This is a genomic window from Hyphococcus sp., from assembly GCF_965228385.1.
Classification (GTDB): Bacteria; Pseudomonadota; Alphaproteobacteria; order Caulobacterales; family Parvularculaceae; genus Hyphococcus.
In genome coordinates this window covers 3,507,037-3,532,090 of sequence record NZ_OZ245810.1, presented here as the reverse complement: position 1 = coordinate 3,532,090, position 25,054 = coordinate 3,507,037, and the positions used below count along the sequence as shown (strand labels likewise).

General features: G+C 53.8%; 23 protein-coding genes. 14 read left to right on the top strand and 9 right to left on the bottom strand.

Annotated features, from left to right (window positions below):
* Window positions 1-78: 78 nt before the first annotated feature.
* Entirely contained in the window at window positions 79-1,443 is a 1,365-nt protein-coding gene (locus tag ACQK2Q_RS16600) for an SLC13 family permease (RefSeq protein WP_425410860.1), read from the top strand.
* A gap of 50 nt (window positions 1,444-1,493) precedes the next feature.
* Window positions 1,494-2,645: a DUF697 domain-containing protein gene (locus ACQK2Q_RS16595; RefSeq protein WP_425410859.1), complete on the top strand. Its 1,152-nt coding sequence runs from the start codon at window positions 1,494-1,496 to the stop codon at window positions 2,643-2,645.
* Between the two features lie 5 nt (window positions 2,646-2,650).
* On the opposite strand, the gene ACQK2Q_RS16590 is transcribed toward ACQK2Q_RS16595, so the two are convergent.
* Window positions 2,651-3,085, bottom strand: a complete 435-nt coding sequence (locus ACQK2Q_RS16590; protein WP_425410858.1) for a tellurite resistance TerB family protein — start codon at window positions 3,083-3,085, stop codon at window positions 2,651-2,653.
* Window positions 3,086-3,246: 161 nt separating this feature from the next.
* On the opposite strand from ACQK2Q_RS16590, the gene ACQK2Q_RS16585 reads away from it, so the two are divergent.
* The 7 genes from ACQK2Q_RS16585 (at window position 3,247) to ACQK2Q_RS16555 (ending at window position 12,096) form a co-directional block, all read left to right on the top strand.
* Window positions 3,247-4,830, top strand: a complete 1,584-nt coding sequence (locus tag ACQK2Q_RS16585) for a lysine--tRNA ligase (RefSeq protein WP_425410857.1) — start codon at window positions 3,247-3,249, stop codon at window positions 4,828-4,830.
* 43 nt (window positions 4,831-4,873) lie between these two features.
* Window positions 4,874-6,259 (top strand): mechanosensitive ion channel domain-containing protein, encoded by a 1,386-nt coding sequence (locus tag ACQK2Q_RS16580; RefSeq protein WP_425410856.1) that lies wholly within the window; start codon window positions 4,874-4,876, stop codon window positions 6,257-6,259.
* Between the two features lie 390 nt (window positions 6,260-6,649).
* A complete protein-coding gene (locus ACQK2Q_RS16575) occupies window positions 6,650-6,907 on the top strand; it encodes a hypothetical protein (protein WP_425410855.1) in 258 nt (85 codons plus the stop codon).
* Window positions 6,904-8,853: a PrkA family serine protein kinase gene (locus tag ACQK2Q_RS16570; RefSeq protein ID WP_425410854.1), complete on the top strand. Its 1,950-nt coding sequence runs from the start codon at window positions 6,904-6,906 to the stop codon at window positions 8,851-8,853. Before ACQK2Q_RS16575 ends, ACQK2Q_RS16570 begins: the two co-directional genes overlap by 4 nt.
* 75 nt (window positions 8,854-8,928) lie before the next feature.
* A complete protein-coding gene (locus tag ACQK2Q_RS16565) occupies window positions 8,929-10,251 on the top strand; it encodes a YeaH/YhbH family protein (RefSeq protein WP_425410853.1) in 1,323 nt (440 codons plus the stop codon).
* A complete protein-coding gene (locus ACQK2Q_RS16560; RefSeq protein WP_425410852.1) occupies window positions 10,248-10,610 on the top strand; it encodes a hypothetical protein in 363 nt (120 codons plus the stop codon). The genes ACQK2Q_RS16565 and ACQK2Q_RS16560 overlap by 4 nt, the downstream gene beginning before the upstream one ends.
* Window positions 10,603-12,096 (top strand): SpoVR family protein, encoded by a 1,494-nt coding sequence (locus tag ACQK2Q_RS16555; RefSeq protein WP_425410851.1) that lies wholly within the window; start codon window positions 10,603-10,605, stop codon window positions 12,094-12,096. Before ACQK2Q_RS16560 ends, ACQK2Q_RS16555 begins: the two co-directional genes overlap by 8 nt.
* 98 nt (window positions 12,097-12,194) lie before the next feature.
* On the opposite strand, the gene ACQK2Q_RS16550 is transcribed toward ACQK2Q_RS16555, so the two are convergent.
* The 4 genes from ACQK2Q_RS16550 to ACQK2Q_RS16535 form a co-directional block, all read right to left on the bottom strand.
* Window positions 12,195-13,718: a catalase gene (locus tag ACQK2Q_RS16550; RefSeq protein ID WP_425410850.1), complete on the bottom strand. Its 1,524-nt coding sequence runs from the start codon at window positions 13,716-13,718 to the stop codon at window positions 12,195-12,197.
* Between the two features lie 169 nt (window positions 13,719-13,887).
* Entirely contained in the window at window positions 13,888-14,832 is a 945-nt protein-coding gene (locus ACQK2Q_RS16545) for a prephenate/arogenate dehydrogenase family protein (RefSeq protein ID WP_425410849.1), read from the bottom strand.
* Window positions 14,825-15,919 (bottom strand): histidinol-phosphate transaminase, encoded by a 1,095-nt coding sequence (gene hisC / locus ACQK2Q_RS16540; RefSeq protein WP_425410848.1) that lies wholly within the window; start codon window positions 15,917-15,919, stop codon window positions 14,825-14,827. Before hisC ends, ACQK2Q_RS16545 begins: the two co-directional genes overlap by 8 nt.
* A 62-nt stretch (window positions 15,920-15,981) precedes the next feature.
* Window positions 15,982-16,740 (bottom strand): class I SAM-dependent methyltransferase, encoded by a 759-nt coding sequence (locus ACQK2Q_RS16535; protein ID WP_425410847.1) that lies wholly within the window; start codon window positions 16,738-16,740, stop codon window positions 15,982-15,984.
* A 110-nt stretch (window positions 16,741-16,850) separates the two neighbouring features.
* Between ACQK2Q_RS16535 and gloB the strand changes: the two genes are divergently transcribed.
* Entirely contained in the window at window positions 16,851-17,618 is a 768-nt protein-coding gene (gene gloB, locus ACQK2Q_RS16530; protein ID WP_425410846.1) for a hydroxyacylglutathione hydrolase, read from the top strand.
* Between the two features lie 13 nt (window positions 17,619-17,631).
* Here gloB and ACQK2Q_RS16525 read toward each other — a convergent pair whose 3' ends face one another.
* From ACQK2Q_RS16525 to ACQK2Q_RS16515, 3 genes are all read right to left on the bottom strand, one after another.
* The gene (locus tag ACQK2Q_RS16525; RefSeq protein WP_425410845.1) at window positions 17,632-18,441 is read right to left on the bottom strand and encodes an IclR family transcriptional regulator; all 810 of its coding nucleotides are present in this window, start codon (window positions 18,439-18,441) and stop codon (window positions 17,632-17,634) included.
* A 288-nt stretch (window positions 18,442-18,729) separates the two neighbouring features.
* The gene (locus tag ACQK2Q_RS16520; protein ID WP_425410844.1) at window positions 18,730-20,418 is read right to left on the bottom strand and encodes a pilus assembly protein TadG-related protein; all 1,689 of its coding nucleotides are present in this window, start codon (window positions 20,416-20,418) and stop codon (window positions 18,730-18,732) included.
* 23 nt (window positions 20,419-20,441) lie between these two features.
* Window positions 20,442-20,918 (bottom strand): TadE/TadG family type IV pilus assembly protein, encoded by a 477-nt coding sequence (locus ACQK2Q_RS16515; protein ID WP_425410843.1) that lies wholly within the window; start codon window positions 20,916-20,918, stop codon window positions 20,442-20,444.
* Window positions 20,919-21,471: 553 nt separating this feature from the next.
* Between ACQK2Q_RS16515 and ACQK2Q_RS16510 the strand changes: the two genes are divergently transcribed.
* The 4 genes from ACQK2Q_RS16510 to ACQK2Q_RS16495 all read left to right on the top strand — a co-directional run bounded on the left by ACQK2Q_RS16510 (window position 21,472) and on the right by ACQK2Q_RS16495 (window position 24,390).
* Window positions 21,472-22,698: a tyrosine-type recombinase/integrase gene (locus ACQK2Q_RS16510; RefSeq protein WP_425410842.1), complete on the top strand. Its 1,227-nt coding sequence runs from the start codon at window positions 21,472-21,474 to the stop codon at window positions 22,696-22,698.
* Window positions 22,699-22,710: 12 nt separating this feature from the next.
* Window positions 22,711-23,052 (top strand): hypothetical protein, encoded by a 342-nt coding sequence (locus tag ACQK2Q_RS16505; protein WP_425410841.1) that lies wholly within the window; start codon window positions 22,711-22,713, stop codon window positions 23,050-23,052.
* Between the two features lie 73 nt (window positions 23,053-23,125).
* Window positions 23,126-23,359, top strand: coding sequence for a DNA-binding protein (locus ACQK2Q_RS16500; protein ID WP_425410840.1), 234 nt, complete (start codon window positions 23,126-23,128; stop codon window positions 23,357-23,359).
* Window positions 23,360-24,024: 665 nt separating this feature from the next.
* Window positions 24,025-24,390, top strand: coding sequence for a hypothetical protein (locus ACQK2Q_RS16495; RefSeq protein WP_425410839.1), 366 nt, complete (start codon window positions 24,025-24,027; stop codon window positions 24,388-24,390).
* A gap of 128 nt (window positions 24,391-24,518) precedes the next feature.
* On the opposite strand, the gene ACQK2Q_RS16490 is transcribed toward ACQK2Q_RS16495, so the two are convergent.
* Complete coding sequence (locus ACQK2Q_RS16490) at window positions 24,519-25,043, bottom strand: hypothetical protein (RefSeq protein WP_425410838.1); 525 nt, start codon at window positions 25,041-25,043, stop codon at window positions 24,519-24,521.
* Between the last annotated feature and the right edge of the window lie 11 nt (window positions 25,044-25,054).

Here is a 25,054-nt window from a genome sequence, read left to right as displayed (position 1 = left end):
TGAAAAAAATCAGTTCGGTTGCCGGAAGTTGACAGGAACGGTGGACAGGCGGCGCCAATCGCGGACAAATGCGCTTCAATGAAACCGGTCAGAATCATTCTGGGGCTATTGTTCGCCGCCGCCGCCGGCGCCGCCGCACATACTGGCGGCCTGCCGCGTGAGATTACCGCCACGATCGCCATTACCGCGCTGACGGCGTTCTGGTGGGTGAGCGAAGCCTTGCCTATCCCTGCAACGTCACTGGTCCCATTCGCTTTATTCCCGCTGGCCGGGGTTCTCGACCAGCGTCAAGCTGCTGCGGCGCTAGGCAGTTATGTGATTATCCTGCTCATGGGATCGTTCATGCTGTCCAAAGCGCTGGAAAAATCCGGCGCCCATGAACGCCTCGCCCTATACATGATCAATCTCGTGGGTGCGTCAGGACGGCGATTGGTCATCGGTTTTATGCTGGCGGCCGCGATCCTTTCCATGTGGATTTCCAACACGGCGACGACCCTGATGCTGGCGACCATGGCGATGGCGATTCTCGCCCGCACGGATAATCCGAAACTGGCGACGCCGCTGCTGCTCGGCATTGCCTTTGCTGCTTCACTTGGCGGCACGGCGACGTTGATTGGCACGCCCCCTAACCTGATATTCGCTGATAATTTCCTTCAAGCGACAGGAGAAGAGTTTTCCTTCGCCCGATGGATGGCGATCGGGTTGCCCATTGTCGCGATCGGCGTGCCCATAATGGGATTGTGGCTGACGCGCTCCATTGGCGGCGTTACGGCGCCAGCGCTCCGAGATCCCGGCCCCTGGCGAAAAGACGAGATGCGCACGATGATGGTCTTCGCCGTTGCGATCCTATTGTGGATTACGCGCGCAGAACCGTTCGGCGGATGGTCTGGCGCGCTCGGCATGGAGGCCGCGGGCGATTCCACTGTGGCTGTATTTGCTGTCATATTAATGTTTCTTGTGCCGGATGGCAAAGGCGGCGCCCTGCTTGATTGGAAGTCCGCCGGAGATATTCCGTGGGGGATGCTTTTGCTCTTTGCCGGCGGAATTTGCATCGCCAGCGGTTTTCGCGCCAGCGGGCTTGATATTTTGATTGGCGACCAGCTTTCCAGCCTCGCCAATGCGCCAGTTTTTGTGATGATGCTGGGGCTGTGCCTGTCGGTAACGTTTCTTACGGAAATGACGTCAAACACGGCCACAGCCAATCTGCTTATGCCGCTGCTCGCCGCTGTCGCCGCCGGAACCGGCGTCAAACCGGAGCTGTTAATGATCCCTGCGGTTATCTCCTGTTCATGCGCCTTCATGCTGCCGGTCGCCACAGCCCCGAACGCCATCATATACGGTACGGGCCGCGTATCCATCGGCCAGATGGCGCGGGAAGGCTTTATACTGAACATCATTGTCGCGGTGATCGTTTCCAGCGTATGTTGGGTTTTATTGCGATAAACGTGTTGTTTGCTATCGCAATTCACGCCCGGCCATCCTAAATTAGCATAATGGTTTCTGACGCCCCACTAGTCACCTCCAAAGCCCAGGAGTCTGATCGCTGGGAAATCGGCTATCAATGGCGAGTGCTCTGGCGTCGCATAAAATGGGCCGTGATCGGCTTTATGAGCTTTTTAGCGCTCCTTGCTGTCGGGCAGATATACCTTTTTCATCAGATATTCAGCGACATTCATCCTGTGCTTGGATGGGTGTTTATCCTTACCGTGACGGCTCTTTTTTTCGCAACGGTCGCATTCCCACTGGTAAAGTTTTTCTATTCGCCATCGATCGCGCAACCGCCGGATGTCGATTTGAAAAATCCGGAAATCGATTCAGCCGCCCTGGCCCGCCGTATTGATTTTGATATGGCGTATTTGAATAATATTGCCGCCAATCCCGCACTGGCCGGTCACAGAAACGAGGCGATCAAAGCGCGTGAGGATTTACGTATTCTTGCCAATGACGTTCACGCGAACAATCTGCCGGCGAAACTCGCTGATTTCGAAAGCAAGCGAATTGCAGCGCTGCTGACCGATCTCGACAAGCGAGTGGACGATTATATTCACAAAGAAGCGCTTGCCGTGGGATCCGCGACAGCCGTCAGCATGAACGGATCTATTGACGCCTTCATCGTCCTTTGGCGAAACGTCAACATGATCAGCCGCATATCAAGATTGTATTATGGACGTCCGAGCATGCGGCTTAGTCTGCAGGTGCTGCGAGACGTCATGGTAGCGGTATTATTAAGCCGCGCACTGGATGACGTGACTGACATGGCGGGCGACGCGCTCGGCCGGACTGTTACGCGCCTTGGCGGTTTGGTGGCGGGCCCTCTCATGGATGGGTCGGTAAATGCGCTTGTCACTTTAAAGCTCGGCTACCTTGCAAAACGGCGCTGCCGCAGTTTTGACGTCTGGTCGCGCAGTTCGGCCACACAGGCGGTCAAGGAAGTATTCGAGCGGGTCAGCAAGGAATCCTCGACGCTGACCGGAGAACTCGTTCGTATGAGCAGCGGCGTAGTCTCCGCCGCGAGCAGAGCAACCGGCCGCGTTGCGAGCTTCGCATCTGACGCTGCAGGTAACGTCTTTGCCACGCCAAAATCAGCTTGGTCGCTCGTTCAGAATACGTTTGCACGCAAACAGGACCCAGAAAACGGACAGTAATGACGTTAAGCGGTACCGTTTACCGTCATGTGTCGCGCGCGCGCCGCATGTTCGATCGCCTGCGCGCCTTCATCCTCGATTTTCAAGACGTCCCGGATAAGCTCAAGCACGCGAATTTCCGTCACATCGAGATTCTCATCCGCCGTCACTACATCGACAGCGGCGGCGTAGGCCGTTTCGCACAAGTGCGAGGGTAATGCTTTCGCAGCCGCCTCCAGTACCTTGTGGAGCCCGCCGTCGGAGGACATGAGAGCGCCGCAGGCTTCGGCCACTTTGACAAGGTTTTGCTCATCATCTTCTGAAAATAGCGGGAAGGACCGCACAACCCGGCCGATTGTGCGCAATTCCTCATCTTTGATGGCGCCGTCTGACGCGGAAGTCAGCACCATCAGATAGATAACCGCTTCCTGCGGCGTGAGCGAAACAACGCCTTCGGCCATGAACTTATGCTCCCTGTTCCATGTTCGGGGCGCGAAGCTAGCCCCGGGCGGCGCAAACGGCAACCTCATTGGCAAAACCGGCAACGACCCTCATTATCAATTGACCTTAATCCCGCTGACGTTAAACCTCTGCCGTTCGAATGACGTTCGGAAACCGCCAAATGACCGCCTTACAGATCAAGAATTTCACCGCTGAAGACGCCGCTTCCGCCAAGACCTGGCCATTTCAGGAAGCGAAGGGGTTGATGAAACGGCTTGAGCGCGTCGGCAAGGACGGGCCGGTGGTTTTTGAAACCGGTTATGGCCCATCCGGCCCGCCGCATATCGGCACGTTCGGCGAAGTCGCCCGAACGACCATGGTGCGCCGGGCGTTTGAACTGCTGACAGGCCGCGAAACGCGTCTGATCGCGTTTTCCGACGATATGGACGGTATGCGCAAAGTACCGCCACAGGTGCCTAACCAGGAATTGCTTCACGGCTATCTGCAAAAGCCGCTGACCGACGCGCCAGACCCGTGGGAATGTCATGAAAGCTTTGCCCATCATAACAACGCCAAGCTGCGCTCATTCCTTGACGATTTTGGTTTCGACTATGAATTTATGTCGTCTACGGAGTGTTATAGATCCGGACAGTTCGACGATACATTGACTCGCGTGCTGGAACGTTACGACGCCGTCATGGATATCATCCTGCCCACGCTCGGCGAAGAACGGCGCGCCAGCTATTCGCCAATTCTTCCGGTTTCGCCTTCTACTGGCCGCGTACTATACGTACCCATGCTGGAGATTGACGCTGCAAAAGGCGAGGTCGTTTTTGAAGACGAAAACGGCGAAAAAGTGAAAACTTTCGTCGGCGGCGGGGCGACGAAGCTGCAATGGAAAGCCGACTGGGCGGGCCGCTGGTTCGCGCTGGGCGTCGATTATGAAATGTCGGGCGAGGATTTGACTGAATCCGTCCGCCTTTCGAATCGCATCGTTAAAGCGTTGGGGGGCGAACCGCCCGCTGGTTTCAATTATCAGTTATTCCTCGATGAAGAGGGTAAGAAAATTTCCAAAACAAAAGGCAATGGCATCGCCATTGACGAATGGCTGACCTACGCTTCGCCGCAAAGTCTTGCGCTTTACATGTTTCAGAATCCGAAGGCTGCGAAAAAGCTTTATTTCGACGTCATACCGAAAGTCGCTGACGAATATTGGTCACATCTTGAAAAATACGAAGGTCACGCCGGCGCAAAGGCGCTGGATAATCCGGTGTGGCACATTCACGAAGGCAAACCGCCGACCGTGTCGCCGCCGGTCAATTTCGCTATGCTCCTCAATCTCGTCAACGCCACTGGCGGCGCCGATGAAGACGTTCTGCGCGGTTTTATCAAAAAATACCGTCCGAATGCATCCGACGAAGAGCGCGCGGCAGCGGCGGCGCTGATAATATACGCTGGCCGTTATTTCGAAGCTTTTCTAAAACCGAACAAAAAATATCGCGCGCCAAGCGACAAAGAGCGCGCGGCGCTGCAAATGCTCTCCGCCCGCCTAAAAGACATTGGCGAAAGCGGAACCGAGGATGAATATCAGACTGCCGTATTCGACGCCGGAAAGTCTCAGGAATTCGAAAATATTCGCGACTGGTTCAAAGGGCTTTATGAAGTCGTGTTCGGTCAGGAACAGGGTCCGCGCATGGGCCCGTTCGTGAAAATCTACGGGGCCGGCGCCACAGCGAAACTCATCGATGACGCACTCGCCCGTTAGGCTCGCCGGAAACCAATCCAAGTTTGGCGGTGTTTGCCGGGCAATGGCCATTTTTCAGATAACATTTGCATTGTTAGCCGCGATGCTCCTGTTTGCCGCCGCCCCGTCGCAGGCGCAACCGCAATCAGCGCCAGATCCCGATCCTGTTATCGAAACGGCTCCGCCGGGCGCTAGCGACGCGGAAATCGCCGCGCGTATTCGCGATATTTTCGCCGAGATTGAGTCGCTTGAGGGTGTAACCGCCACGGTCTCAGCGGGCGTCGTTACGCTTTCAGGCGAGACAGCATCGGCTGAAGCCGCGCTGAGGGCGGAAACGATCGCGGGACGGATTAACGGTGTTGTCACAGTAGAAAACGAAATTTCTCGCGATGTATCGGTTTCAACCCGCGTAACGCCCACTATCGGCCAGATAGAAAAGACGCTTCGGGATGTCTATCGTTCGTTGCCTTTGCTGTTCCTTGCTGTGCTCGTGTTCGTGGCGATTACCGTTCTCGGCTGGGTTTTATCCACATGGTTGGCGTTCTGGCGGCGCGTCACGCCTAACCCTTTTATCGCTGAACTTGCCGCATCCTCATTTCGCGTTGCCTTCCTGATCCTCGGCGCCGTCGCCGCTTTGAGCCTTCTTGATGCAACAGCGCTTTTAGGCGCATTTCTCGGCGCAGCGGGCGTCATCGGCCTCGCGATCGGTTTCGCGGTCCGGGATACGATTGAAAATTATATCGCCTCTATCATGCTTTCCCTGCGTCAGCCTTTCCGGCCAAACGACCACGTTGTAATCGACGAAAAGGAAGGGCATGTCATTCGCCTGACATCGCGCGCGACAATATTGATGACGCTTGATGGAAATCATCTGCGCATTCCGAATGCGGCGGTTTTTAAAGCAATTATATTGAATTATACGCGCAATCCTGAAAGGCGGTTTGCATTTGCGCTCGGAGTTGACGCCGATGACGACCCGATCAGCGCCATTGATGTGGGCGTTGACGCGATGAAAACGCTTGATTTCATCCTGAACGATCCGCCGCCAAATGGCTGCATCGAAGACGTTGGCGATTCAAACATCGTTATTTGTTTCACCGGTTGGATCGATCAGCGCAAAACTGATTTTCCCAAAGCGCGCAGCGTAGCCCTAGCGGCGGCGAAAGATGCACTGGAAGAATATGGGTTCGCCTTACCGGAACCGATTTACCGGCTTCGCTTCGACAAGACGATACCGCCATTGCAATTAACGTCTGAAAATGTTGACACTCTAAGAGCGCCTACCCGGCAACCGGTAGCGGAAAAACCCAAACGAAAACGTCGCGCGGAAAACCTTGACAGCGTTAGCATCGACACAGCGCCGGACAGGCATATCCTTGAAAAAGTCGAGGAAGAACGCATTCTAAGCGCAGAAGACGACCTGCTTTCATCAGACGCGCGCGAGGAATAAACGGCCCCACCGCGAGGTTTCTTGTTTATTTATAAACATTTCTTGACGCACGATAAAAATTTGGCAGCCACTGGCGGAAACCGCTAATGGTTTCAAACCCAATGCGTTGATCTGCGCAAGTTTTGGCAGAACATTCCATTAAGAACGTCAAGCGCGGTTCGCCGATTTCAATTAAGGCGACAATTAGGCGGTGCCCGGACAAATTTTACTGTCGCGTCCCGCCAGAATCGATGTTATATTATTCAACCATAACTAAAAATACGAAACGAAATGTTAGGGGCCTTTCGGTTAACCTTATTTTGCGCGCTTTTCAGCAGCAAAAAGAGTGGGGTTTTCGGTGAAGAATAGCGCAGGAGTAACTCTGCAAAGCACCTGGTAACGGATTTCGGCATGTCGAGCGGCACTCACGAAGAAGCGATAAAAACAGGGTTTAAAAAACCTTGCAGCGTTTTTTCTGCGCTCCATATCAATAAGGTAATGCGAAAAACACTGTTTTATGATCAGGCATTCAGCAGATTAACCGCCATAAGCGGTGTGTCTGGCGGGGGCAAAGTGGGGAGCGCCGGCGATCAGCCGAGCGCTCTTTTTGTTTCAACAATCGGGGAACGCCCAGGGCGGGCGCGTATAAAAGTGAGCGTGCGACAATGACTGACCAAAATCTCGACGTCTTCGACGTGTTTTCGGAAAATTATTCTAAAGTTAAACAGGAAGCGATGAGCCTGCGCGATTATCTGCTCGCAGCGCGCGATGATTCTATGCTTTATGCATCGCCGGCTGAACGCATGGTCAAGGCGATTGGCGAACCGGAAATGGTCGATACGTCGAAAGATCCGCGTCTTGCGCGCATCTTTTTCAATCGGACCATCCGCCGCTATAAAGCTTTCAAGGGCTTTTACGGGATGGAAGACACGATTGAGCGGATCGTCTCGTTCTTCCGCCACGCAGCGCAAGGTCTCGAAGAAAAGCGGCAGATCATTTACCTGCTTGGCCCTGTGGGCGGCGGCAAATCTTCTTTAGCAGAACGTCTCAAGGATTTGATGGAGCAATACCCCATCTACGTTCTGAAAGCGGGCGACGAAATTTCACCCGTGTTTGAAAGCCCGCTCGGCCTGTTTCAATCCGAGGAATTGAAGAGCCTGCTGGAGGAAAAATACGGTATTGAGCGCCGGCGCCTTGAGGGGCTTATGAGTCCGTGGGCCGTCAAGCGCCTCGACGAATTCGGCGGCGACATTTCGAAATTCGAAGTCGTGCGCATGTTCCCCTCAAAATTGCGCCAGATCGCTGTTTCAAAAACCGAGCCTGGCGACGAGAACAATCAAGACATTTCAGCGCTGGTCGGCAAAGTCGATATCCGCAAGCTTGAACATTTCAGCCAGGACGACAGCGACGCCTATTCCTACTCGGGCGGTCTTTGCCGGTCGAACCAGGGTCTTCTGGAATTTGTCGAAATGTTCAAAGCGCCGATCAAGGTGCTGCACCCCCTCCTGACCGCAACGCAGGAAGGCAATTATGTGGGTACAGAAGCACTCGGACCCATTCCGTTTCAGGGGGTAATCCTTGCGCACTCGAACGAAAGCGAATGGCAGCAGTTCCGTAACAACAAAAATAACGAGGCGTTTCTTGATCGGATCAATGTGATCAAGGTGCCCTACTGCCTGCGCGTTACGGAAGAGCAGAAAATCTACGACAAACTGCTCGCCCATTCCGAGCTTGCAAACGCCAATTGCGCGCCGGAAACGCTTGACCTGCTTGCCCGATTCTCCGTGCTGACGCGCTTGCGCGAGCATGAAAACTCTAATCTTTACTCGAAGCTGCGCGTCTATGACGGCGAGAAACTGAAGGACACGGACCCGAAAGCAAAAACGCTGCAGGAATACAAAGACGCCGCAGGCATCGACGAGGGCATGGACGGCATCTCCACCCGCTTCGCCTACAAAGTCCTGTCGGAAACGTTTAACTTCGACACCGATGAGGTGGCCGCCGATCCTGTGCATCTCATGTATGTGCTGGAACAGGCGATCAAGCGTGAGCAGTATCCGGACGAAACCGAGAAACAGTATCTCGATTTCATCAAGTCGGAACTCTCGAGCCGCTATGCGGAATTTATCGGCAAGGAAATTCAGAAAGCCTATCTGGAAAGCTATGCTGAATACGGTCAGAATCTATTTGACCGTTACATCGCGTACGCCGACGCCTGGATCGAGGACCAGGACTTCAAGGACGCCGACACCGGCCAGCTCCTGGACCGGGCGACTCTCGATCAGGAGCTTTCAAAAATCGAAAAGCCGGCGGGCATCGCAAACCCGAAGGACTTCCGCAACGAGGTCGTTAAATTTGCCCTTCGCGCGCGCGCGAACAATGAAGGCATGAACCCGAAATGGACTTCCTACGAGAAACTGCGCAATGTCATTGAAAAACGCATGTTCTCACAGGTCGAGGACCTGCTTCCGGTGATATCCTTCGACTCAAAGAAGGACAGCGACACCGAGCAGAAGCACGAAAACTTCGTCAGCCGCATGACCGAACGGGGCTACACGTCGCGTCAGGTCCGCAGGCTGGTCGAATGGTATATGCGCGTTAACAAGGCGGGGTAAGGGGTTGTAGGTTGTAGTGTGTAGGTTGTTCGAACAAACCCCCTACAACCTGCCACCTACAAACTACAAACTCATATGAACTCATTCCACTTCATCGACCGGCGCAAGAACCCCAAGGGCAAATCCTTGGGCAACCGTCAGCGCTTCCTGAAACGCGCGAAAACGCAGATTAAGGAAGCGGTGAACAAGTCCTTGCGCGAGCGGTCCATGAAGGAGCTCGACAAGGGCGAGAAAATCTCGATCCCGTCGAAGTCCACCGCCGAGCCGCGGTTTACGCACGACCGGGAAAAGGGCGAGCGCGAGATTGTCCACCCCGGCAACAAGGAATTTACCGCCGGCGACAAGATCAAGAAGCCGCCCAAGGGCGCCGGGCGCGGCAAGGGCAAGGAAGCGAGCGACTCCGGCGACGGCGAGGATTCATTTCAGTTCACGCTGACGCAGGAAGAGTTTCTCGATATCTTCTTTGAGGATCTGGAGCTGCCGAACCTCGTCAAACGGTCGTTGAAGGAGATAAAGGCATACGCCTACAAACGCGCAGGGATAACGGTTGCCGGCTCGCCCACCAACATGAATTTGATCCGCACCATGCGCAACGCGCACGGGCGGCGCCTCGCGCTGAAGCGCCCGTCAACGCGCGTAATGAATGAGTTGAAAGAACGTCTTTTTGAACTTGAGCGCATCTCGCAGCCGAATGAAGACCAGATCGCCGAAATTAAAGACATAATCGCTAAGCTCGAAGCGATGGAGCAGCGACGCCGCTTTACACCGTTTATCGATCCGCTCGATTTGCGTTTCAACGCCTATGAGCCGACGCCGGTGGAGACGACCGCCGCTGTCATGTTCTGCCTGATGGATGTTTCAGGCTCCATGGGCGAGCGCGAAAAAGACCTAGCGAAACGATTTTACATGCTGCTCTATCTGTTCTTGAAGCGCCGCTATGAGCGCGTGGAGGTGGTTTTCATCCGCCACACGCACCACGCGGAAGAAGTGGACGAGGAAACCTTTTTCTATTCGCGCCAGTCCGGCGGCACGGTGGTCTCGACCGCGCTTGAAAAAATGCTGGAAGTGCAAAAAGACCGCTTCCCGGCCCATGAATGGAACATCTATGTGGCGCAGGCCAGCGACGGGTTCACGCAGTCGGGCGACGCCAAGCGCTGCGTTGAAATGCTGAACGAGGCGGTGATGCCGATTTCACAGTATTACGCGTATATTGAAATTCTTGACGAACGCGAACTGGAAGTCTTTTCAGACGCCGATAGCGGCGCGGAACTCTGGCGCGCCTACCGCACGTTCGCTCCGGCCTGGCCGAACTTTGCGCAAACGCGCATTGCAAGGCCGCAGGACATCTTCCCCGTCTTCCGCGAGCTTTTCGCTAAGAATGCGAAGGAGGCGGCGTGATTGGTAACTTTGTTTATGCGACTTGGCTTGCGATTGCTGTAATCATCTACCGGTGGATGGGCATAGCCGCATTCAACGCTAATAGACGCGTTGGCGGCTCTAACCTGCGGCCTATTTTCAAGTTTGTCTTTCCAATATTAATAACTTTAGGAGTCATCCTAACAGGCATACAGATTATCCCAATTCTTTCGATTGCAGGAGTTTCTCTTACGGACGACGTTTTGCGTCTTTTCAAACTGGATTCAGAAATCGGCGTTGGTGCTTGGGTTTTTTCTTTTGTATTGTTGCCAGCGCTAGGGTTCCCAATAGTTCTGTTCACTTTATGGCAACTTTCTCAAAGCAGCGCTGACCATGTCTGAAACCCTCGAAAAATCTCCCCTCCTCTATTCCGAAGCCGACTGGGACTTCGATACGTTAAAGCGCGCCTATGACGCGATTGAGGACATTGGGCTGAATGATCTCGGCCTCGATGTCTATCCGAACCAGATCGAGATCATCTCGTCGGAACAGATGCTCGACGCCTATTCCAGCCACGGCATGCCGCTGATGTACAAGCACTGGTCGTTCGGCAAGCATTTCGCCCGCGATCAGATGAGCTATCAGAAGGGCTGGTCCGGCCTCGCCTATGAGATCGTCATCAACTCGAACCCGTGCATCGCCTACCTCATGGAAGAAAACACCATGACCATGCAGGCGCTGGTCATGGCGCACGCCTCGTTCGGGCATAACCACTTTTTCAAGAACAATTATTTGTTCCGTCAGTGGACGGACGCAGACGGCATTCTCTCCTATCTCGACTTCGCCAAAAAATATATCGCAAAATGCGAAGACGAATACGGTTTTGAAGAAGTCGAATCCGTTTTAGACGCCGCGCACGCGCTCATGGATCAGGGCGTTTTCCGTTATAACCGCCCGCCGCGCCTGTCGGAAGAAGACCGGCTCGCCAAAATCGCCGCGCGCATTCGTCACGAGGAAGTCAACTTCAACGATATCTGGCGCACCCTGCCGAACACGGATGAGGCGGACGAGGAAAAGGAAGAGCGCCAGGCGGAAGTTCGCAACATCAAGCTGCCGGAAGAAAACCTTCTTTATTTCATCGAGAAGGCATCGCCGGTATTGCGGCCATGGCAGCGCGAACTGGTACGCATCGTGCGCAATAACGCGCAATATTTCTACCCGCAAAAACAGACGAAAGTGATGAACGAGGGCTGCGCCACCTTTGTCCACCATTATATCATGAATGCGCTTTACAATCGCGGACAGATTTCCGAAGGCGCAATCATGGAGTTTTTGCACTCGCATTCCTCGGTCGTCTTCCAGCCTGAATTCGACGATCCGCGCTATTCAGGCATTAATCCGTATGCGCTGGGTTTCGCGATGATGGAAGATATCAAGCGTATCTGCGAGGATCCGGCGCCGGAAGATCGCGAATGGTTCCCGGAAATTGCCGGAACGAACGCATGGCGCGAAATATTGAAAGACGCCTGGGCGAATTTCCGCGATGAAAGCTTTATCCTGCAGTATCTCTCGCCAAAGGTGATGCGTGATTTCCGCCTGTTTGCGCTGGCCGACAATTCAGACGAGAGCCACGTGGAAATCTCCGCTATCCATGACGACCGTGGCTTTCGGCGCGTGAAAGCGCAACTCGCCTCCATGTATGATCTCGGCATGCACGAGCCCAACATTCAGGTGGTGGGCGCCAATCTGGAAGGCGACCGCGAGCTAAAGTTGCGCCATACGATCCATAATGGCAGGACACTGAGCAACAAAACCAAGGACGCGGTCCTCACCCACATTGAAACCTTGTGGGGGCACGAAGTCACACTGGATGAGGAAGAGGCTTAAGGCGGAGGTCGTGTAAGCGCGAATAACCCGCCTTCATGATCTATACCACACATCCTTCGCGGCGCCCGTGAACTGGACCCTCTAACCCCATCAACTTCTTACTGCCCCGCCGGTTTCATGCTGATTGATCGCGCCGAGGCGAGACCAGGCGATTTGGACTCGCCGCCGATTTTATCGCGCACGGCTTTTTCAACCTTGTCGCCGGTCTCCTTGTCGATCGCGCGCCAATAGTCGAAAGCGCGCTTAAGGATCGGCTCGCTGACGCCGTCGCTAAGATGGCCCGCAATATTGTTGACAAGGCGACTGCGCGCGGCCTCATCCATCACCTCGCGAACGAGCGCGCGGGGCTGTGAAAAATCATCATCATCTTCACGCAGCGTATAAGCCTTTCGCACCATGTCGCCGTCGGCGTGCCACAATCCCGCCTCGCCGCCAGGATCGCGCGCCACCGGTCCGCCATACGAGTTTGGCGCATAGACAGGATCGCAGACATTTTCGGTGCGCGCAGCCCCATCTTTACTATAGCTGTGAACGGGGCATTGCGGCTTGTTTACAGGGATCTGCTTGTAATTGACGCCGAGCCGCGCGCGATGCGCGTCCGCGTAGGAAAAGCCGCGTGCGAGCAGCATCTTATCCGGCGACAGACCGATGCCCTGAACCATATTGTTGGGCTCGAACGCCGCCTGCTCGATCTCGGTGTGGAAGTCAGTCGGATTACGGTCGAGCACTAGTTTGCCAACATCCATCGGCGGATAATCGGCATGCGGCCAGACCTTGGTGAGGTCGAACGGATTAAAGCGATAGCTCTTCGCCTCTTCATAAGGCATGATCTGCCAGCGCAAGGTCCAGCTTGGATGGTCGCCGTCATGGATCGCATTAAATAGATCGCGGCGGTGATAGTCGCCGTCTTCTCCCGCCATTTTATCAGCCTCGGCTTGCGTGAAAAATTCAATGCCCTGATCGGTCTTCCAGTGGAACTTCACCCAGAATTTTTCGCCCGCCGCATTGATCAGCATGTAGGTGTGGCTGGAATAGCCGTTCATATGCCGCCAGGTGCGCGGTATGCCGCGATCGCCCATGAGAATTGTTACCTGATGCGCGCTTTCCGGACTCAGAGTCCAGAAATCCCATTGCATATCGTGATCGCGCAATCCGTTATCGGCGCGCCGCTTTTGCGAGCGGATGAAATGCTGAAACTTTAATGGATCGCGAATGAAAAACACAGGCGTGTTATTTCCGACCATGTCGAAGTTGCCGTCTTCCGTATACATCTTGACAGAAAAGCCGCGCGGGTCGCGCCATGTATCCGGGCTTCCGCGCTCGCCGGCGACCGTTGAAAAGCGGGTTACCACATCGGTTTTTGCGCCAGGCTGAAAGGCTTTGGCTTTAGTGTACTTGCTGACATCCTCGGTGACTTCGAAATAACCGAAGGCGCCTGATCCTTTTGCGTGCGGCTGACGCTCAGGGATGCGCTCTCGATTGAAATTCGCCATCTGCTCAAGCAGATAATGATCATGTAACACTATAGGTCCGTCAGGGCCGACGGTAAGGGAATGTTCGTCGCTCGGGACCGGAATCCCGGCATCCGTGGTGGTGGGCGGTGCGCTTTTGTCGCTGGCCATCTAGTAAGTCCTTTCGAGCGGGGCGGATGATGCAAAAAGAACAAAATGAAATGAGAGTCAGTTCCCGGCGCCGCCGCATCTCGCGCAGCTAGAAGGGCTGTCGATAAAAATACATGGTCCACGGGCAAAAGTTTGCGACATCACGGAAGAGATTTGGATAGTATTCGCCCTAATTTTCGGGCTTCTTGTCCCGGCCGAAATTGGGTTTCTCCGTTTCCTGGCCGGCGTCGACAATCGCGCGGCGTAGCGCGCGCCCGCGCGCGAATGCATCTTCCAGCGCCTTGCCGTCGCCCCAGCGGATCGCCCGCTGCATCACGGCGAGTTCTTCTGAAAATCGCCCCAGCACTTCGAGCACCGCTTCCTTGTTGCTCAGGAAAACATCACGCCACATAATGGGGTCCGACGCGGCGATGCGCGTGAAGTCACGAAAACCGCCGGCGGAATATTTGATCACCTCGCCATGGGCGACGCTCTCAACATCGTCGGCGGCGCCGACCAGCGTGAATGCAATGAGGTGCGGCAAATGGCTCGTCACGGCGAGCGCCAGGTCGTGATGTTCGGCGTCCATCACCTCGACCAGCGCGCCGACACCAGTCCATAATTCTTCTGCTTTATTGATGGCGGATTTGTACGCTTCGTCTTTACGCGCTAACGGCGTTAAAATGCACCAGCGGTTTTCAAACAGCGTTGCAAAGCCCGCCTCTGGACCCGATTGTTCCGTGCCCGCCACCGGGTGGGAAGGTACGAAATGAAGACGTTCCGGCAAAGCGGCGCCTGCTTTGGCAACTACACCCTTGACCGATCCCACATCAATGATGAGCGCCCCGTCCGGCGCGGCGTCGCTGAGCATTTCACAAACGTCAGCCATCGCGCCGACCGGGGTTGAAAGTATAATCAGGTCTGCGCCGGCGGCGCCTTTTTCGAGCGAGGTTTCGCTTTGATCGATAACGCCGAGTTTTTCCGCCCGCGCCAAGACATTCTCATCGCGATCAACGCCGATAATTTTTCTAGCGAGACTGCGATGACGCATGGCGAGCGCCATTGACGAACCAATGAGCCCGACGCCGATTATGCAAGCGCATTCAAACTTCTGTTGGCTTTTTCGATCAGTCACGGGAAAATTTCTGATTCAAGAGTTCTATGAATTTACGGTTTGCATCGCGCGGCCCAATAGTAACCCGGAGATACTCATCAAGCTTGTAGGCGTGCATTTCTCGCACGATGACGCCGCCCTCTTTTAAATACGCGCGAACGCACTCCGCGTCGCGCCCCGTTTCGGAGAGAAATTTCACGAGAATAAAATTGCCGTAGGTCGGCACGTATTCAAGCCCCATCCCGCCAAGCTGCTGTTGCAAATAATCACGCTCTTCTCTGTTGTGGGCGCGATTTTTCTCAACAAACGCCTGATCCTCAGCAGCAGCGAGCCCTGCCGCCTGGGCTGGCGCCGTGACATTGAAAGGACCGCGAATGCGGTTCAAAACATCGGTGATGGCTGCGGGACAATACGCCCAACCAAGCCGCAAAGCCGCCAGTCCGTATATTTTTGAAAAAGTACGCGTCATGACGACATTTTCAAACATATCGACCAACTGTTCGCCTGCGGAATAGTCTTTTTCTTCCATGTATTCCGCATAGGCTGCATCAATGACAAGCAATACATCGTCGCGTAGTTCTTCCCGCAGGCGGCGCAGTTCGCTCTCTGGCAGGTACGTCCCGGTTGGATTGTTCGGATTGGCGAGAAAGACAATGCGCGTGCGTTCGTCCACAAGGTCTAGCATCGCGTCAACATCAGCTTTCAAATTTTTTTCCGGTGCAAATCTGGCGTCGGCGCCGCAAGACAAGGCGGCCAGCTTGTAAACAAGAAAGCCATGGTCGGACTGAATGATGTTATCGCCCTCGCCGGCGTAGGCTTTTGTCAAAAGCTGCAATAATTCATCCGAGCCCGCGCCGCAAACAATTTGCGAGGGATCAAGCCCGTGTATTTCGCCGATTTTTTCGCGCAATGCAGAGGCGCCGCCATCCGGATAAAGATGAAGGGACGCTGCGGCTTCTTCATAGGCCGCACGCGCTTTCTCGCTCATGCCAAGCGCCGATTCATTCGAAGATAGTTTATAGATTTTTTTTGCGCCGGGCGCAGTCGATGAGCCGGCGACGTAAGGCTTGATATCCATGATGCCGGGACGTGGCGCAGGAAGCGTCATGAGAATGTCTCTTCGCAATTCATGCGCGCGATATAAAGGGCGCGGCGGCATCCGCGCAACCTTCAATCCCGGGGTGCGATGTTGCGCGCATGATTGCGGCGCGTTGGCTGAGGCGCCGCCATGGACGGGCGCCGGACCTTGACGCCGGCTGATCGCACGAGGCCAACAGGCGCCAGCATGTCTTTTTCCGCCTCAAGCATCAACACGCCGCCAAGACCAGGCCAGAGCCGCGCCCCGGCCCGTTCCCAGGCGCCAGCGGCTCTTAGCAGCAACTTTGAATGGAAGGGCGGAAACAACAGCGCCGTATCCCATTTTCGCGGCCGAAACATGGCGTCCGTCAGCAACCGTTCAAGACGGCCTTTAAGATAAGGTCTGCCTGCGGCAAATGGCGTTGAGTCGATGACCGACCACAAGCCGCGGCGGTGCGCAGCGACAATGATCACCCGCCCGTCATCTTTAAGGACACGCCAGGCTTCGCGCATCAACCGATGCGGCGCCGGAGCTTCTTCGAGCCCGTGCACAATTAAAAGACGATCGAGGCTGGCGTCCGGAAGCGGCCATGATTGTTCTCCAGCAAGGCATGCTGCGTTTGCGCCGTTGCGCGGCCATGAAATAACGCCCTGTCCGCCGGGCGCGAGCGAGATGCGGCCCGCCGACCCCTTGAAGAGTTCGAGATAAGGATTTGCATAACCGAAACCGGCTATCGTCAACCCTGTGACGTCGCCCCAGGCTTCCGTCAGCCGGCCTGAAACCGCCTCATACGCTGCAACGCCAAGCGGCGATTGGTAGAATTCAAAATATTCCAGAATGTCTGTGCGCATGCGTTTTTACGGATTAACTGTAATTTTGGTGTTGGCGTTCCTATTTGTTATGCTCGCGGCCGTGTTCGCAGGTCAATTACAACAGACCAGCCAGTCACGAAAGGTGAGATATGACGATCGAAATTCGGCAATTCCCATGCCTGTCAGATAATTACGGTTTTCTTGTGCGCGATAAGGCATGCGGCGCTGTGGCGACGATCGATACGCCCGACGCTGAAGAGATAAACCGGCAACTGGAAGCGGCGGGCTGGCGGCTGACGCATATACTGAACACCCATCACCACCCGGACCATGCTGGCGGAAATCTCGCTTTGAAGGAAAAATGGAATTGCGAAATCATTGGCCCCCGGGAGGAAGCGGCGCGCATACCCGGCATCGACCGTAAAGTCGGCGACGGCGATATTGTCAGGCTCGGCGATTCCGCCGCGAAAGTTTACGACACGCCGGGCCATACGCTCGGCCATATCATCTTTCATTTTGCCGATGACGGAGCCGCATTTGTCGGCGATACCATTTTCGCCATGGGATGCGGGCGCCTGTTCGAAGGAACCCCTGAACAAATGTGGCTCTCTTTAAACAAGATTGCCGATCTGCCGCCTGAGACCGAGCTTTATTGCGCGCATGAATATACGCAGGCGAACGCGGCTTTCGCCTTGTCGGTCGATCCGCAAAACACCGCCCTGAAAAAGCGTATGGAAGAAGTGAAAAAACTGCGGTCGCAAAACACGCCCACCGTGCCGACCACGCTTGCGCGTGAGCTTGAGACCAATCCGTTTTTACGCGCAGAAGACCCCTCATTGCAAAACGCAATTGATTTGAGCGGCGCGGATGCGGTTTCGGTTTTTGCGAAAACGCGCGCGCTAAAAGACGCTTTTTAACAAGCTATCGATATTATACTGCGATTTTCTGTTCCATCAGCGTTTCTTCAAGATAACCTTTTTTAGGCAGCGAGTATTTCCGGCAAAAAGCCATAAGCTTTTCAATATATTTTTCGCCCGGGTCGATTAATCCAGCATGCGCAGAGATAATAGACACAGCGGCAACGATATGATCATCAATCGAGATAATGGGCGCTGAACAGCAATAGCGACCGGGTAACAATACGCCTGAGCTTTTCGCGTATCCGGCCGCCCGGATTTCGGCGAGCTTCTGGTCTAGACCAAGCGCGTTGATTTCGTTGCCGGGACCGGCGCGAGAAATTTCCCGTTTTCTCAACGCTTCAACCAGACCAGTCTCTGCGAAGGCCAGAAAAACCTGACCAGTGGCGGACGATAAAACCGGAAAAGCGACACCCGGCCCAAGCATTGCTGCAGAGGGGTGTTTACATCGTTCGAATCTGACGACGGTTGGTCCGAGATCGCTCCATACGGTTAGACAAACATCTACATCTAAAGCTTGCGCCAGCATAGGGATCGCTTCCCCCGCGCGATTAATGATATCGACCCGGTTTACGGCGGTAAGGCCAAGGCGCATCGCCGTCATGCCAAGATCGTAATTTCCCGATTTTTTCGCCTGGCTTAAAAGTCCGCAGGCGCAAAGACTTTGAAGGTACCGGTGCGCCTTACTGGGAGAGACCCCCGCCTCAAGACTGATCTCCTTTAAAGATACAGGACCTGGACGCCGTGCAACAGTGTCGAGAATTTTGAATGCGTTTTTTACTGACTTGATGCCCAATCCGGCGCCCGGTTGTTTTTCCGTCATCGTCTATCCCTGTTTCGAGTTGCGTTCTGAAAAAGGCGTCGATTTTCATCGAACCCAGCAATAAAACGCATGAGATTGAAATATTACCCGCCGGCGCAGCGAAATCTTCGCGCCGACCCAATCATTCTGAAAGGGATGTGCAGCCTTCGTTTAGCGTATAAACGCAAAGAACTACCGTAACACTGTAGTCCATTTTACTTAATAAGAAACAAATATTATTTGGTCTGTATCTTTCATTATAAATCAGGCGCGGCGCCCTGCATACGATTTGTATATTGTGAAATGCATTCATTGAACCAGAACGGCGTGGTCGCATTTCGCGCCATTCACGCGAAAATCGCCTTCGCCCAGACTGATTCCAAGGGCTCCAAGAAGCTGATCCACGACGCCATCGATCGGCCCAGCCAGTACGGACAATGCTTCATTCAGCGCGGTTTTTTGAAACGCGCCTGAGCCTAAACCCAAACCCAATGCGCTGACTTCAAGCTCAAGCGCCTCTATAAGGTTTTCGATCAGCAGGTCTGCCGCTCCGTTCGTTCGCGTAGTTTTTACAGTCCCGTTTGCAATATCAATCCATGAATACTGCAATATCTCCGGCGTGGGCGTTTCAGTTCCGGCATGCGCCTGACCTATCACCGACAGCCCCGGCGCAGAAACCAGGTGTGCTTCTTTAATACTATCGCCAATGTAACCCGGCGATACATCGACATCTGCGATCCATGCATCGACAATGGACGAGGAGGCTTTTAAACGCACTGTAATATTCTCAATTCGTCCGCCGGGGCATTCGACGGTACTTAAGGCGCCATGCGCTCTGGCCAGCTCCATATAAAAGGGCAGCCTGACAGTCGTTCCAGAAAGCAGCCCGGTTCCACCGACAGATGCTTCCACGAATATTCTCGCCTGCACGTTGGAAATGGTCTGGCCGGCTTCTCCAAGCGAGAACCACGGCGAGGATTGCATCGGTTCGGCGATTTCAATAGCCGCCGTCAGTGACGCGAGCCCCGGCGCCGAGGCCGCAAGATCAACCTCGATCAGACGGTTGCCGTCAGCGACAACGGCATTCGCAAGCACTACATCGAACAGCCGCGCATAGGCGGGAAAACCAGGCCCCACCGGATCGCCCAGCGAAATCGCCCCAGCCGGACCGAGGTCAAAAACTTTCTCCAGGTCAACGCTGCCTGCCGCGCTGTCGAAGTGAGATGACAACGCCAATAATGCGGAATAGACATGGCCTTCTCCATTTATTTCAAGCAAAGCCGCTGCGATATCTGAAAAAGTTGGGTCGCTTTTCAACACATCGTCATAAGCGCCTGCCTCGATATCCATTTGCGAGGCCAGGGCATTGATAAACCCGAAGACCTCGATTTCAGCTTTTATCAGCGATTCATAGTCGAGAACCGATAAAGAGATTTGTGTTCCCGTGAGCGCGCCAAGCAACTCATTCAATAAACCATCGTCAACAGCGGCCAATCTGGAGCCTACAGAAAAAGCAGCCAGTGCTCGGCGGCTGGCTGTCGCATTTATCGAAATTCTCGGCGCATCGATAATTTTGTCGAGAAAATAAAACTTTGCCTTCTTTTTAACATTTACGCGCGCTGCGTTATATGGCGTGTGGCCGGGCGAGAACCGTTTTTTATAGTTGATGTCGGGGTCAGGCGCGTATCGACCGGCGATAACTTCGAACTCTGTTTTGGTCGTTATCGCCTTAGCCTTTTCATCTTCATCCAGCCGTCCCATTTCAATAGAACTGATCACGTCATACCCGTTGATGGACAATATCTCCCGGGCTGCAGATTCCGGATTCTGTGATGATTGGGCCGCTACTATTGCCGCTATATCCGCAGCGCCCTGCGCCTTACGGCGTTCGGTGAACAACAACATCAAGTCAACGCCAAGCCCAAGGCACAATATCGCAATTGGCAAGAACATCGCGAACAACAGCGCGATCGAACCTGTCTTATCGGTGACAAACATTATCAAGCTGCGGCTATTTATTGTCATTGTGCATAACCGCCATTCGTAATCGCCGCGGCGACGACAATTGTTTTTCCCGGCATGGGAACAAACCCCGCCAAACCCCAAACTGGCAGATCACTTGCGTCGTAAGTCACCTCGACAAGAGACTGATTGGCGGCCTCTTTGTTGTCCGACAGCGCCACAGTAAGGTTTTCCGCGTTTACAAATGCATAGTTATCGATGTTATTTGCCACGAAATTCGTTGCAATCATTCGGCGCTCCTCTTCCGACACACCTGAAATCGAAGCGCGCGCAATATCTGATGTCAGTTGACGCACGCTATGCAGGGCGCCGAGATAAATTCCGAAACCGAGCATCCCAAGCGCCATCAACAAAAAGACAGGCGCGATAATTGCGAATTCAACGGCCGCCGACCCGGACACGTCTTTTTCTAAACGCAGCGCGAAAGCTTCGCGCTTTGCCTTTCGCCGCTGGTGATTACAAAAGTCGCGCCGCATAAAAGTTCTCCGAGTCTGACAGAGGCATTATGGGCGCGCCGCTTAAACAAATTGCTTATATTATCGGTAAGCGGAGTAATAATATTATGGCTGACAAATTTTACATTACTGCTATAGAAGAAACGCATATCGCATTTCAGTAAATCAGATTACAGACTTTATCCGTAGTGAATGAGTTCCCTATTCCGGCATACAGGCCGCTGGAGGATACCGTTGATTTCTAGAATAAGAAAACAATCCTGTATTGACCAAATTTATTCAGATTCGATAACTTCAGCCTATTGCGGCCCTGAATAGCAAATCGATACGGTTCGGGCCGAAAGCGTTTGCCAAGTCAATTTACCGGGTCCGCGGCGAACTGGAGCGGGTGAAGGGAATCGAACCCTCGTCTTAAGCTTGGGAACCTCATCATGCGTCGTATCTCGAAGTTCTCGAAAGTTCTTCGAGGTTCATAGGGTGACGTTTCTACGGAGTTTTTGACCTCTGACGTTCCTTCAGGGTTGTCGAAGTGCTTAAAGGGGTGCTTACTCGGTTGTTACTGGAGTAAGAAACCATGCCCGTCACCAAGATCACAAAAGCAAAAATCAACGACCAAAAACCCGGCACGCGCGACGAATATGTATGGGACGATGAAATTCGAGGTTTCGGCCTGAAGATCACGCCTGTCGGGAAACTTGTCTATTTGCTCCAATATCGCCTTGGGGGACGCAGTGGGCGCATGAGGCGCTACACCATCGGCGAGCACGGGAAAGACGGCTGGACGCCCGCTACGGCGCGCAGAAGGGCGAAAGAGCTACGAGATGAAATCAACCGTGGGGTCGACCCTATGGAAATGCGCGATCGCAGGAAAGAAACGCCGACATTTGGCGCGGCTTTCGAAGAATATTCCGCCGAACAAAAGCGAATCGGCCAGATGCGCAGGAAAGGCAGTGCAGCACGCAAAGGCTGGAAACCCCTGACAGCGAAGATGAATGACCGCATGGCGCGGCTATTCTTTTTGCCCCGTTTCAAAAACCGGCTTGTCACCGATATCAGCCGGGCTGACATATCAGCGCTTCATCGGGAGATGGGGGAAACGCCGAGACAGGCTAATAATGTGCTTCAATTGTTGAGTGGATTTTTCAACTGGCTAGAAAAGACTGGAGCACCACGCCCCGAAAGAAATCCCGTCTCAGGAATTGATCGTTACGAAGAGCATGCAATCGAGCGTTTTCTAACTGGCGAAGAGCTCCAGCGCTTGAGCGCGGCGCTTTCTGAATATGAGGAACGAGCACGTCAGCAAAACTATCCTGTTCAAATTGCTGAGGCCGCAGCAATTCGGCTCGCGATTTTCACGGGTATGCGAGTCGGAGAAATTCTGCCGCTTGAGTGGGATTGGATTGATTTCAATAAATCTGAAATCGCACTCCCGGATTCCAAAGTGGGCAAGCGAACCGTTCCCTTAAATGCGCCAGCAAAAGCGGTCCTCAGCGAACTTGAACGCAGCAAGAGCCCCTATGTATTTAATGGCCAGAACGCCAATAGCCATTTGCCGACAATGCAGCGCGCATGGCGAAAAATCAGAAAATCCGCCAAACTTGAGGACGTTCACCTTCATGACTTGCGCCACACTCATGCATCCGTAGGCGTTACCAGTGGCGCTCACATGCGCTTGATTGCTGGCTTGCTTGGCCACTCGACAACACGGACAACCGAACGCTATGCGCATATTGACGCTGATCCGTTACGCGCTGCTTCTGAAACTATCGCAAAGCGCATCGAGGACGCGATGAGCGCTTAAGTAAGGCAGACAATGGCTCGCTTCACTCTCAAAGACTGGGCAAACTTTCTTCGGGAGAATGCCGAACTATCTGAGGCAGACCGTGATACTCTAGCGGAGATTCTTGAGGTAGCGATTGTCAGTAGGCAATCAAACCGAAAGCGTCTCGGCTTGCTTACGGATGATGAGATAGACAATAGGAAGAAGCTGGCTTTTCATCCCGCTAAGCTTCGCAGGCGTTTCATCGATAAGCTGATTGACGAAGGAAACTCAGAGGCAAACGCGATACTTAAAGCAGCCGAACGGTTTGGAATGAAACCTCGCTCGGTAAAGTCTGACTTTTATCGAGTTAAGAAACAAAAAAATCTCAGGTAACACCCGCCTAGCCCCATTACCTACCAAAACCTCAGTATGCCATTAGCGCCTTGGTAGAACAACGGAGGACCCAATGGAACAAGGCAAACGCTGGCTCGACACACATGAGGCGGCTGCATACGTCAATCTTTCCCCATCAAAATTGAAATCAGATCGAGTCTCCGGCACCGGATTTACTTTCACAAAATTCGGCCGATCAGTGCGATACGATCGACTTGCGCTCGATCGTGAAATGCAAGCCCGACAAAGGCGCAGTACGAGCGAAGAACATCGCATCGCGCACAGGGGAATCTACCTCGACGACTAAGAAGAACTGAAAACGCCCCGCGGCAACGGGGCGCTTTTTCGTTTCCGCGTCTAGGTTCTTGGCGGGACTTGACGCAGGAACTGCTTAGCAGCGGGAAAGTCCGTATGCAATATAAACCACAAAGTCCCGCCCACGGTTTACCGGTCTCCCGTGCCAAGACCGGACTGTCACCGGGCGAACTTGCCGACTCATGTCGGATTCCGAGCCCTCGAATGCGTTGGAGTGCGTTGAAAGATAGCGAGACCGATTATCCCACATTCTTCGTTCGTGAATGCGAGCGCGTAGGAACCGCGACAAGGGCCGGGAGGCGGGGTTGGCGGCCCGAAAAAGCATCCGCAGTCTCGGTAAGCGGTGAACTGAAAACTCCTGCCGATAATCTTCCGGCGCACGGCGTAACCGGGAGGGAGGTATCACGCGGAAGGCGGAGTCTGCCTATTTCTGAAAGGCATCAAACATGCGTCTAAGCCTGAAAAAACTAAACGTGAAAAAAGTTAAGGTTGTCGCTTTGAGAGTGCCGCCGGTTAAATTGCCGGATTCTCACATTCGCGAATTGAAGTTTTCGCTGCGAAGGGAAATGGGTTTCGCTCAGAGACGCGCAAATTGAGATTGTCGAGATCGAATGTTTGGATTTTTACCTTACCGATATGAGAAAAAGGAGCATGCGTGTGAAACGACTGAAATATTACGGCCTTCGCCCGTCTGGCGCTATTTCCATTTCGATTGAAGGACGGCCGCATCTTGTTCGACCCGGCACGAACGAGTTCGCTCGAGTTTTTCCCAATGGCCTCGCATGCGAGCTACGTGGCGAAGACGGTGAACGATATCAGTCTGATCTAAAGCAACGAAATGAAGAACGGGAACGACGCGAGAATTCTGCGCCACACTGGCCTTCCGACGCCCCTCGCGAGAACTACTACGATCTCGATCCCCTGGATCGCGCTTCGATTGTCAAAAAGATGAATGGAAGTGTTGTGCGTCAATGGCGCTTTGCCTCGCGCGCGATGAAAGAAGCTGGAAGCGCTGTAGTTTAGGGCCTTTGACGCTACCTTCATCGCGTCGAAAGCGTAGCGCGTGGTGCGCTACCGGATCGGGCGAAATCACCACCCCTTGACGTCGAGGGTTCGCCCGATGCGCCGAAACTGAGACTTAAAGTTTCAGTTTAAGTTAGGCGTTGGATTTGCCGCTCCAGTCGCGATCGTATTTTTGTTCTAAGTGATCGGATATGATCCGGGATCAACGCTACAGCGGTACGCATAACACCTTCAGAAAGCATTGGATTTAGAGCCCTATTAAATAAGTTTAAAATTTCATCTTCAGCGTCTTCAAAATCTTCAAGCCAATCTTGGCCATCGGCAAAACGACTTGTATTCGCATCAGCCAAGGCATCCGAAATTTGTCCAAACTGAGAAATTATCAACGGATTTAGTGGGGCAATCCGGCTTCGCAACTCCGCAGCATCCTGAGAGACAATCGGCGCATTTCTTACGTCCGTAATAATTGAGTCGAGCCCATCCACTGCGGAATAAATTGGGTTACGGACAGTTGCGCGAAACTCATCCAACACCACAGTGCGCCGCTTATTTTGATGATTGACGCATGCTGTAAAAATTGAATTGATAAAATTCCACAGAAGCGACCCTCCGGCCACTACCAACGCCCATACTTCTATTGGCCAATCTGGCATTGTACCCCGCT

Bases quoted from the DNA above. Each gene is read 5' to 3' on its own strand.
- ACQK2Q_RS16600 (WP_425410860.1), top strand. From the start codon at position 79: ATGAAACCGGTCAGAATCATTCTGGGGCTATTGTTCGCCGCCGCCGCC.
- ACQK2Q_RS16595 (WP_425410859.1), top strand. From the start codon at position 1,494: ATGGTTTCTGACGCCCCACTAGTCACCTCCAAAGCCCAGGAGTCTGAT.
- ACQK2Q_RS16590 (WP_425410858.1), bottom strand. From the start codon at position 3,085: ATGGCCGAAGGCGTTGTTTCGCTCACGCCGCAGGAAGCGGTTATCTAT.
- ACQK2Q_RS16585 (WP_425410857.1), top strand. From the start codon at position 3,247: ATGACCGCCTTACAGATCAAGAATTTCACCGCTGAAGACGCCGCTTCC.
- ACQK2Q_RS16580 (WP_425410856.1), top strand. From the start codon at position 4,874: ATGGCCATTTTTCAGATAACATTTGCATTGTTAGCCGCGATGCTCCTG.
- ACQK2Q_RS16575 (WP_425410855.1), top strand. From the start codon at position 6,650: ATGTCGAGCGGCACTCACGAAGAAGCGATAAAAACAGGGTTTAAAAAA.
- ACQK2Q_RS16570 (WP_425410854.1), top strand. From the start codon at position 6,904: ATGACTGACCAAAATCTCGACGTCTTCGACGTGTTTTCGGAAAATTAT.
- ACQK2Q_RS16565 (WP_425410853.1), top strand. From the start codon at position 8,929: ATGAACTCATTCCACTTCATCGACCGGCGCAAGAACCCCAAGGGCAAA.
- ACQK2Q_RS16555 (WP_425410851.1), top strand. From the start codon at position 10,603: ATGTCTGAAACCCTCGAAAAATCTCCCCTCCTCTATTCCGAAGCCGAC.
- ACQK2Q_RS16550 (WP_425410850.1), bottom strand. From the start codon at position 13,718: ATGGCCAGCGACAAAAGCGCACCGCCCACCACCACGGATGCCGGGATT.
- hisC (WP_425410848.1), bottom strand. From the start codon at position 15,919: ATGACGCTTCCTGCGCCACGTCCCGGCATCATGGATATCAAGCCTTAC.
- ACQK2Q_RS16535 (WP_425410847.1), bottom strand. From the start codon at position 16,740: ATGCGCACAGACATTCTGGAATATTTTGAATTCTACCAATCGCCGCTT.
- gloB (WP_425410846.1), top strand. From the start codon at position 16,851: ATGACGATCGAAATTCGGCAATTCCCATGCCTGTCAGATAATTACGGT.
- ACQK2Q_RS16525 (WP_425410845.1), bottom strand. From the start codon at position 18,441: ATGACGGAAAAACAACCGGGCGCCGGATTGGGCATCAAGTCAGTAAAA.
- ACQK2Q_RS16520 (WP_425410844.1), bottom strand. From the start codon at position 20,418: ATGTTTGTCACCGATAAGACAGGTTCGATCGCGCTGTTGTTCGCGATG.
- ACQK2Q_RS16515 (WP_425410843.1), bottom strand. From the start codon at position 20,918: ATGCGGCGCGACTTTTGTAATCACCAGCGGCGAAAGGCAAAGCGCGAA.
- ACQK2Q_RS16510 (WP_425410842.1), top strand. From the start codon at position 21,472: ATGCCCGTCACCAAGATCACAAAAGCAAAAATCAACGACCAAAAACCC.
- ACQK2Q_RS16505 (WP_425410841.1), top strand. From the start codon at position 22,711: ATGGCTCGCTTCACTCTCAAAGACTGGGCAAACTTTCTTCGGGAGAAT.
- ACQK2Q_RS16500 (WP_425410840.1), top strand. From the start codon at position 23,126: ATGGAACAAGGCAAACGCTGGCTCGACACACATGAGGCGGCTGCATAC.
- ACQK2Q_RS16490 (WP_425410838.1), bottom strand. From the start codon at position 25,043: ATGCCAGATTGGCCAATAGAAGTATGGGCGTTGGTAGTGGCCGGAGGG.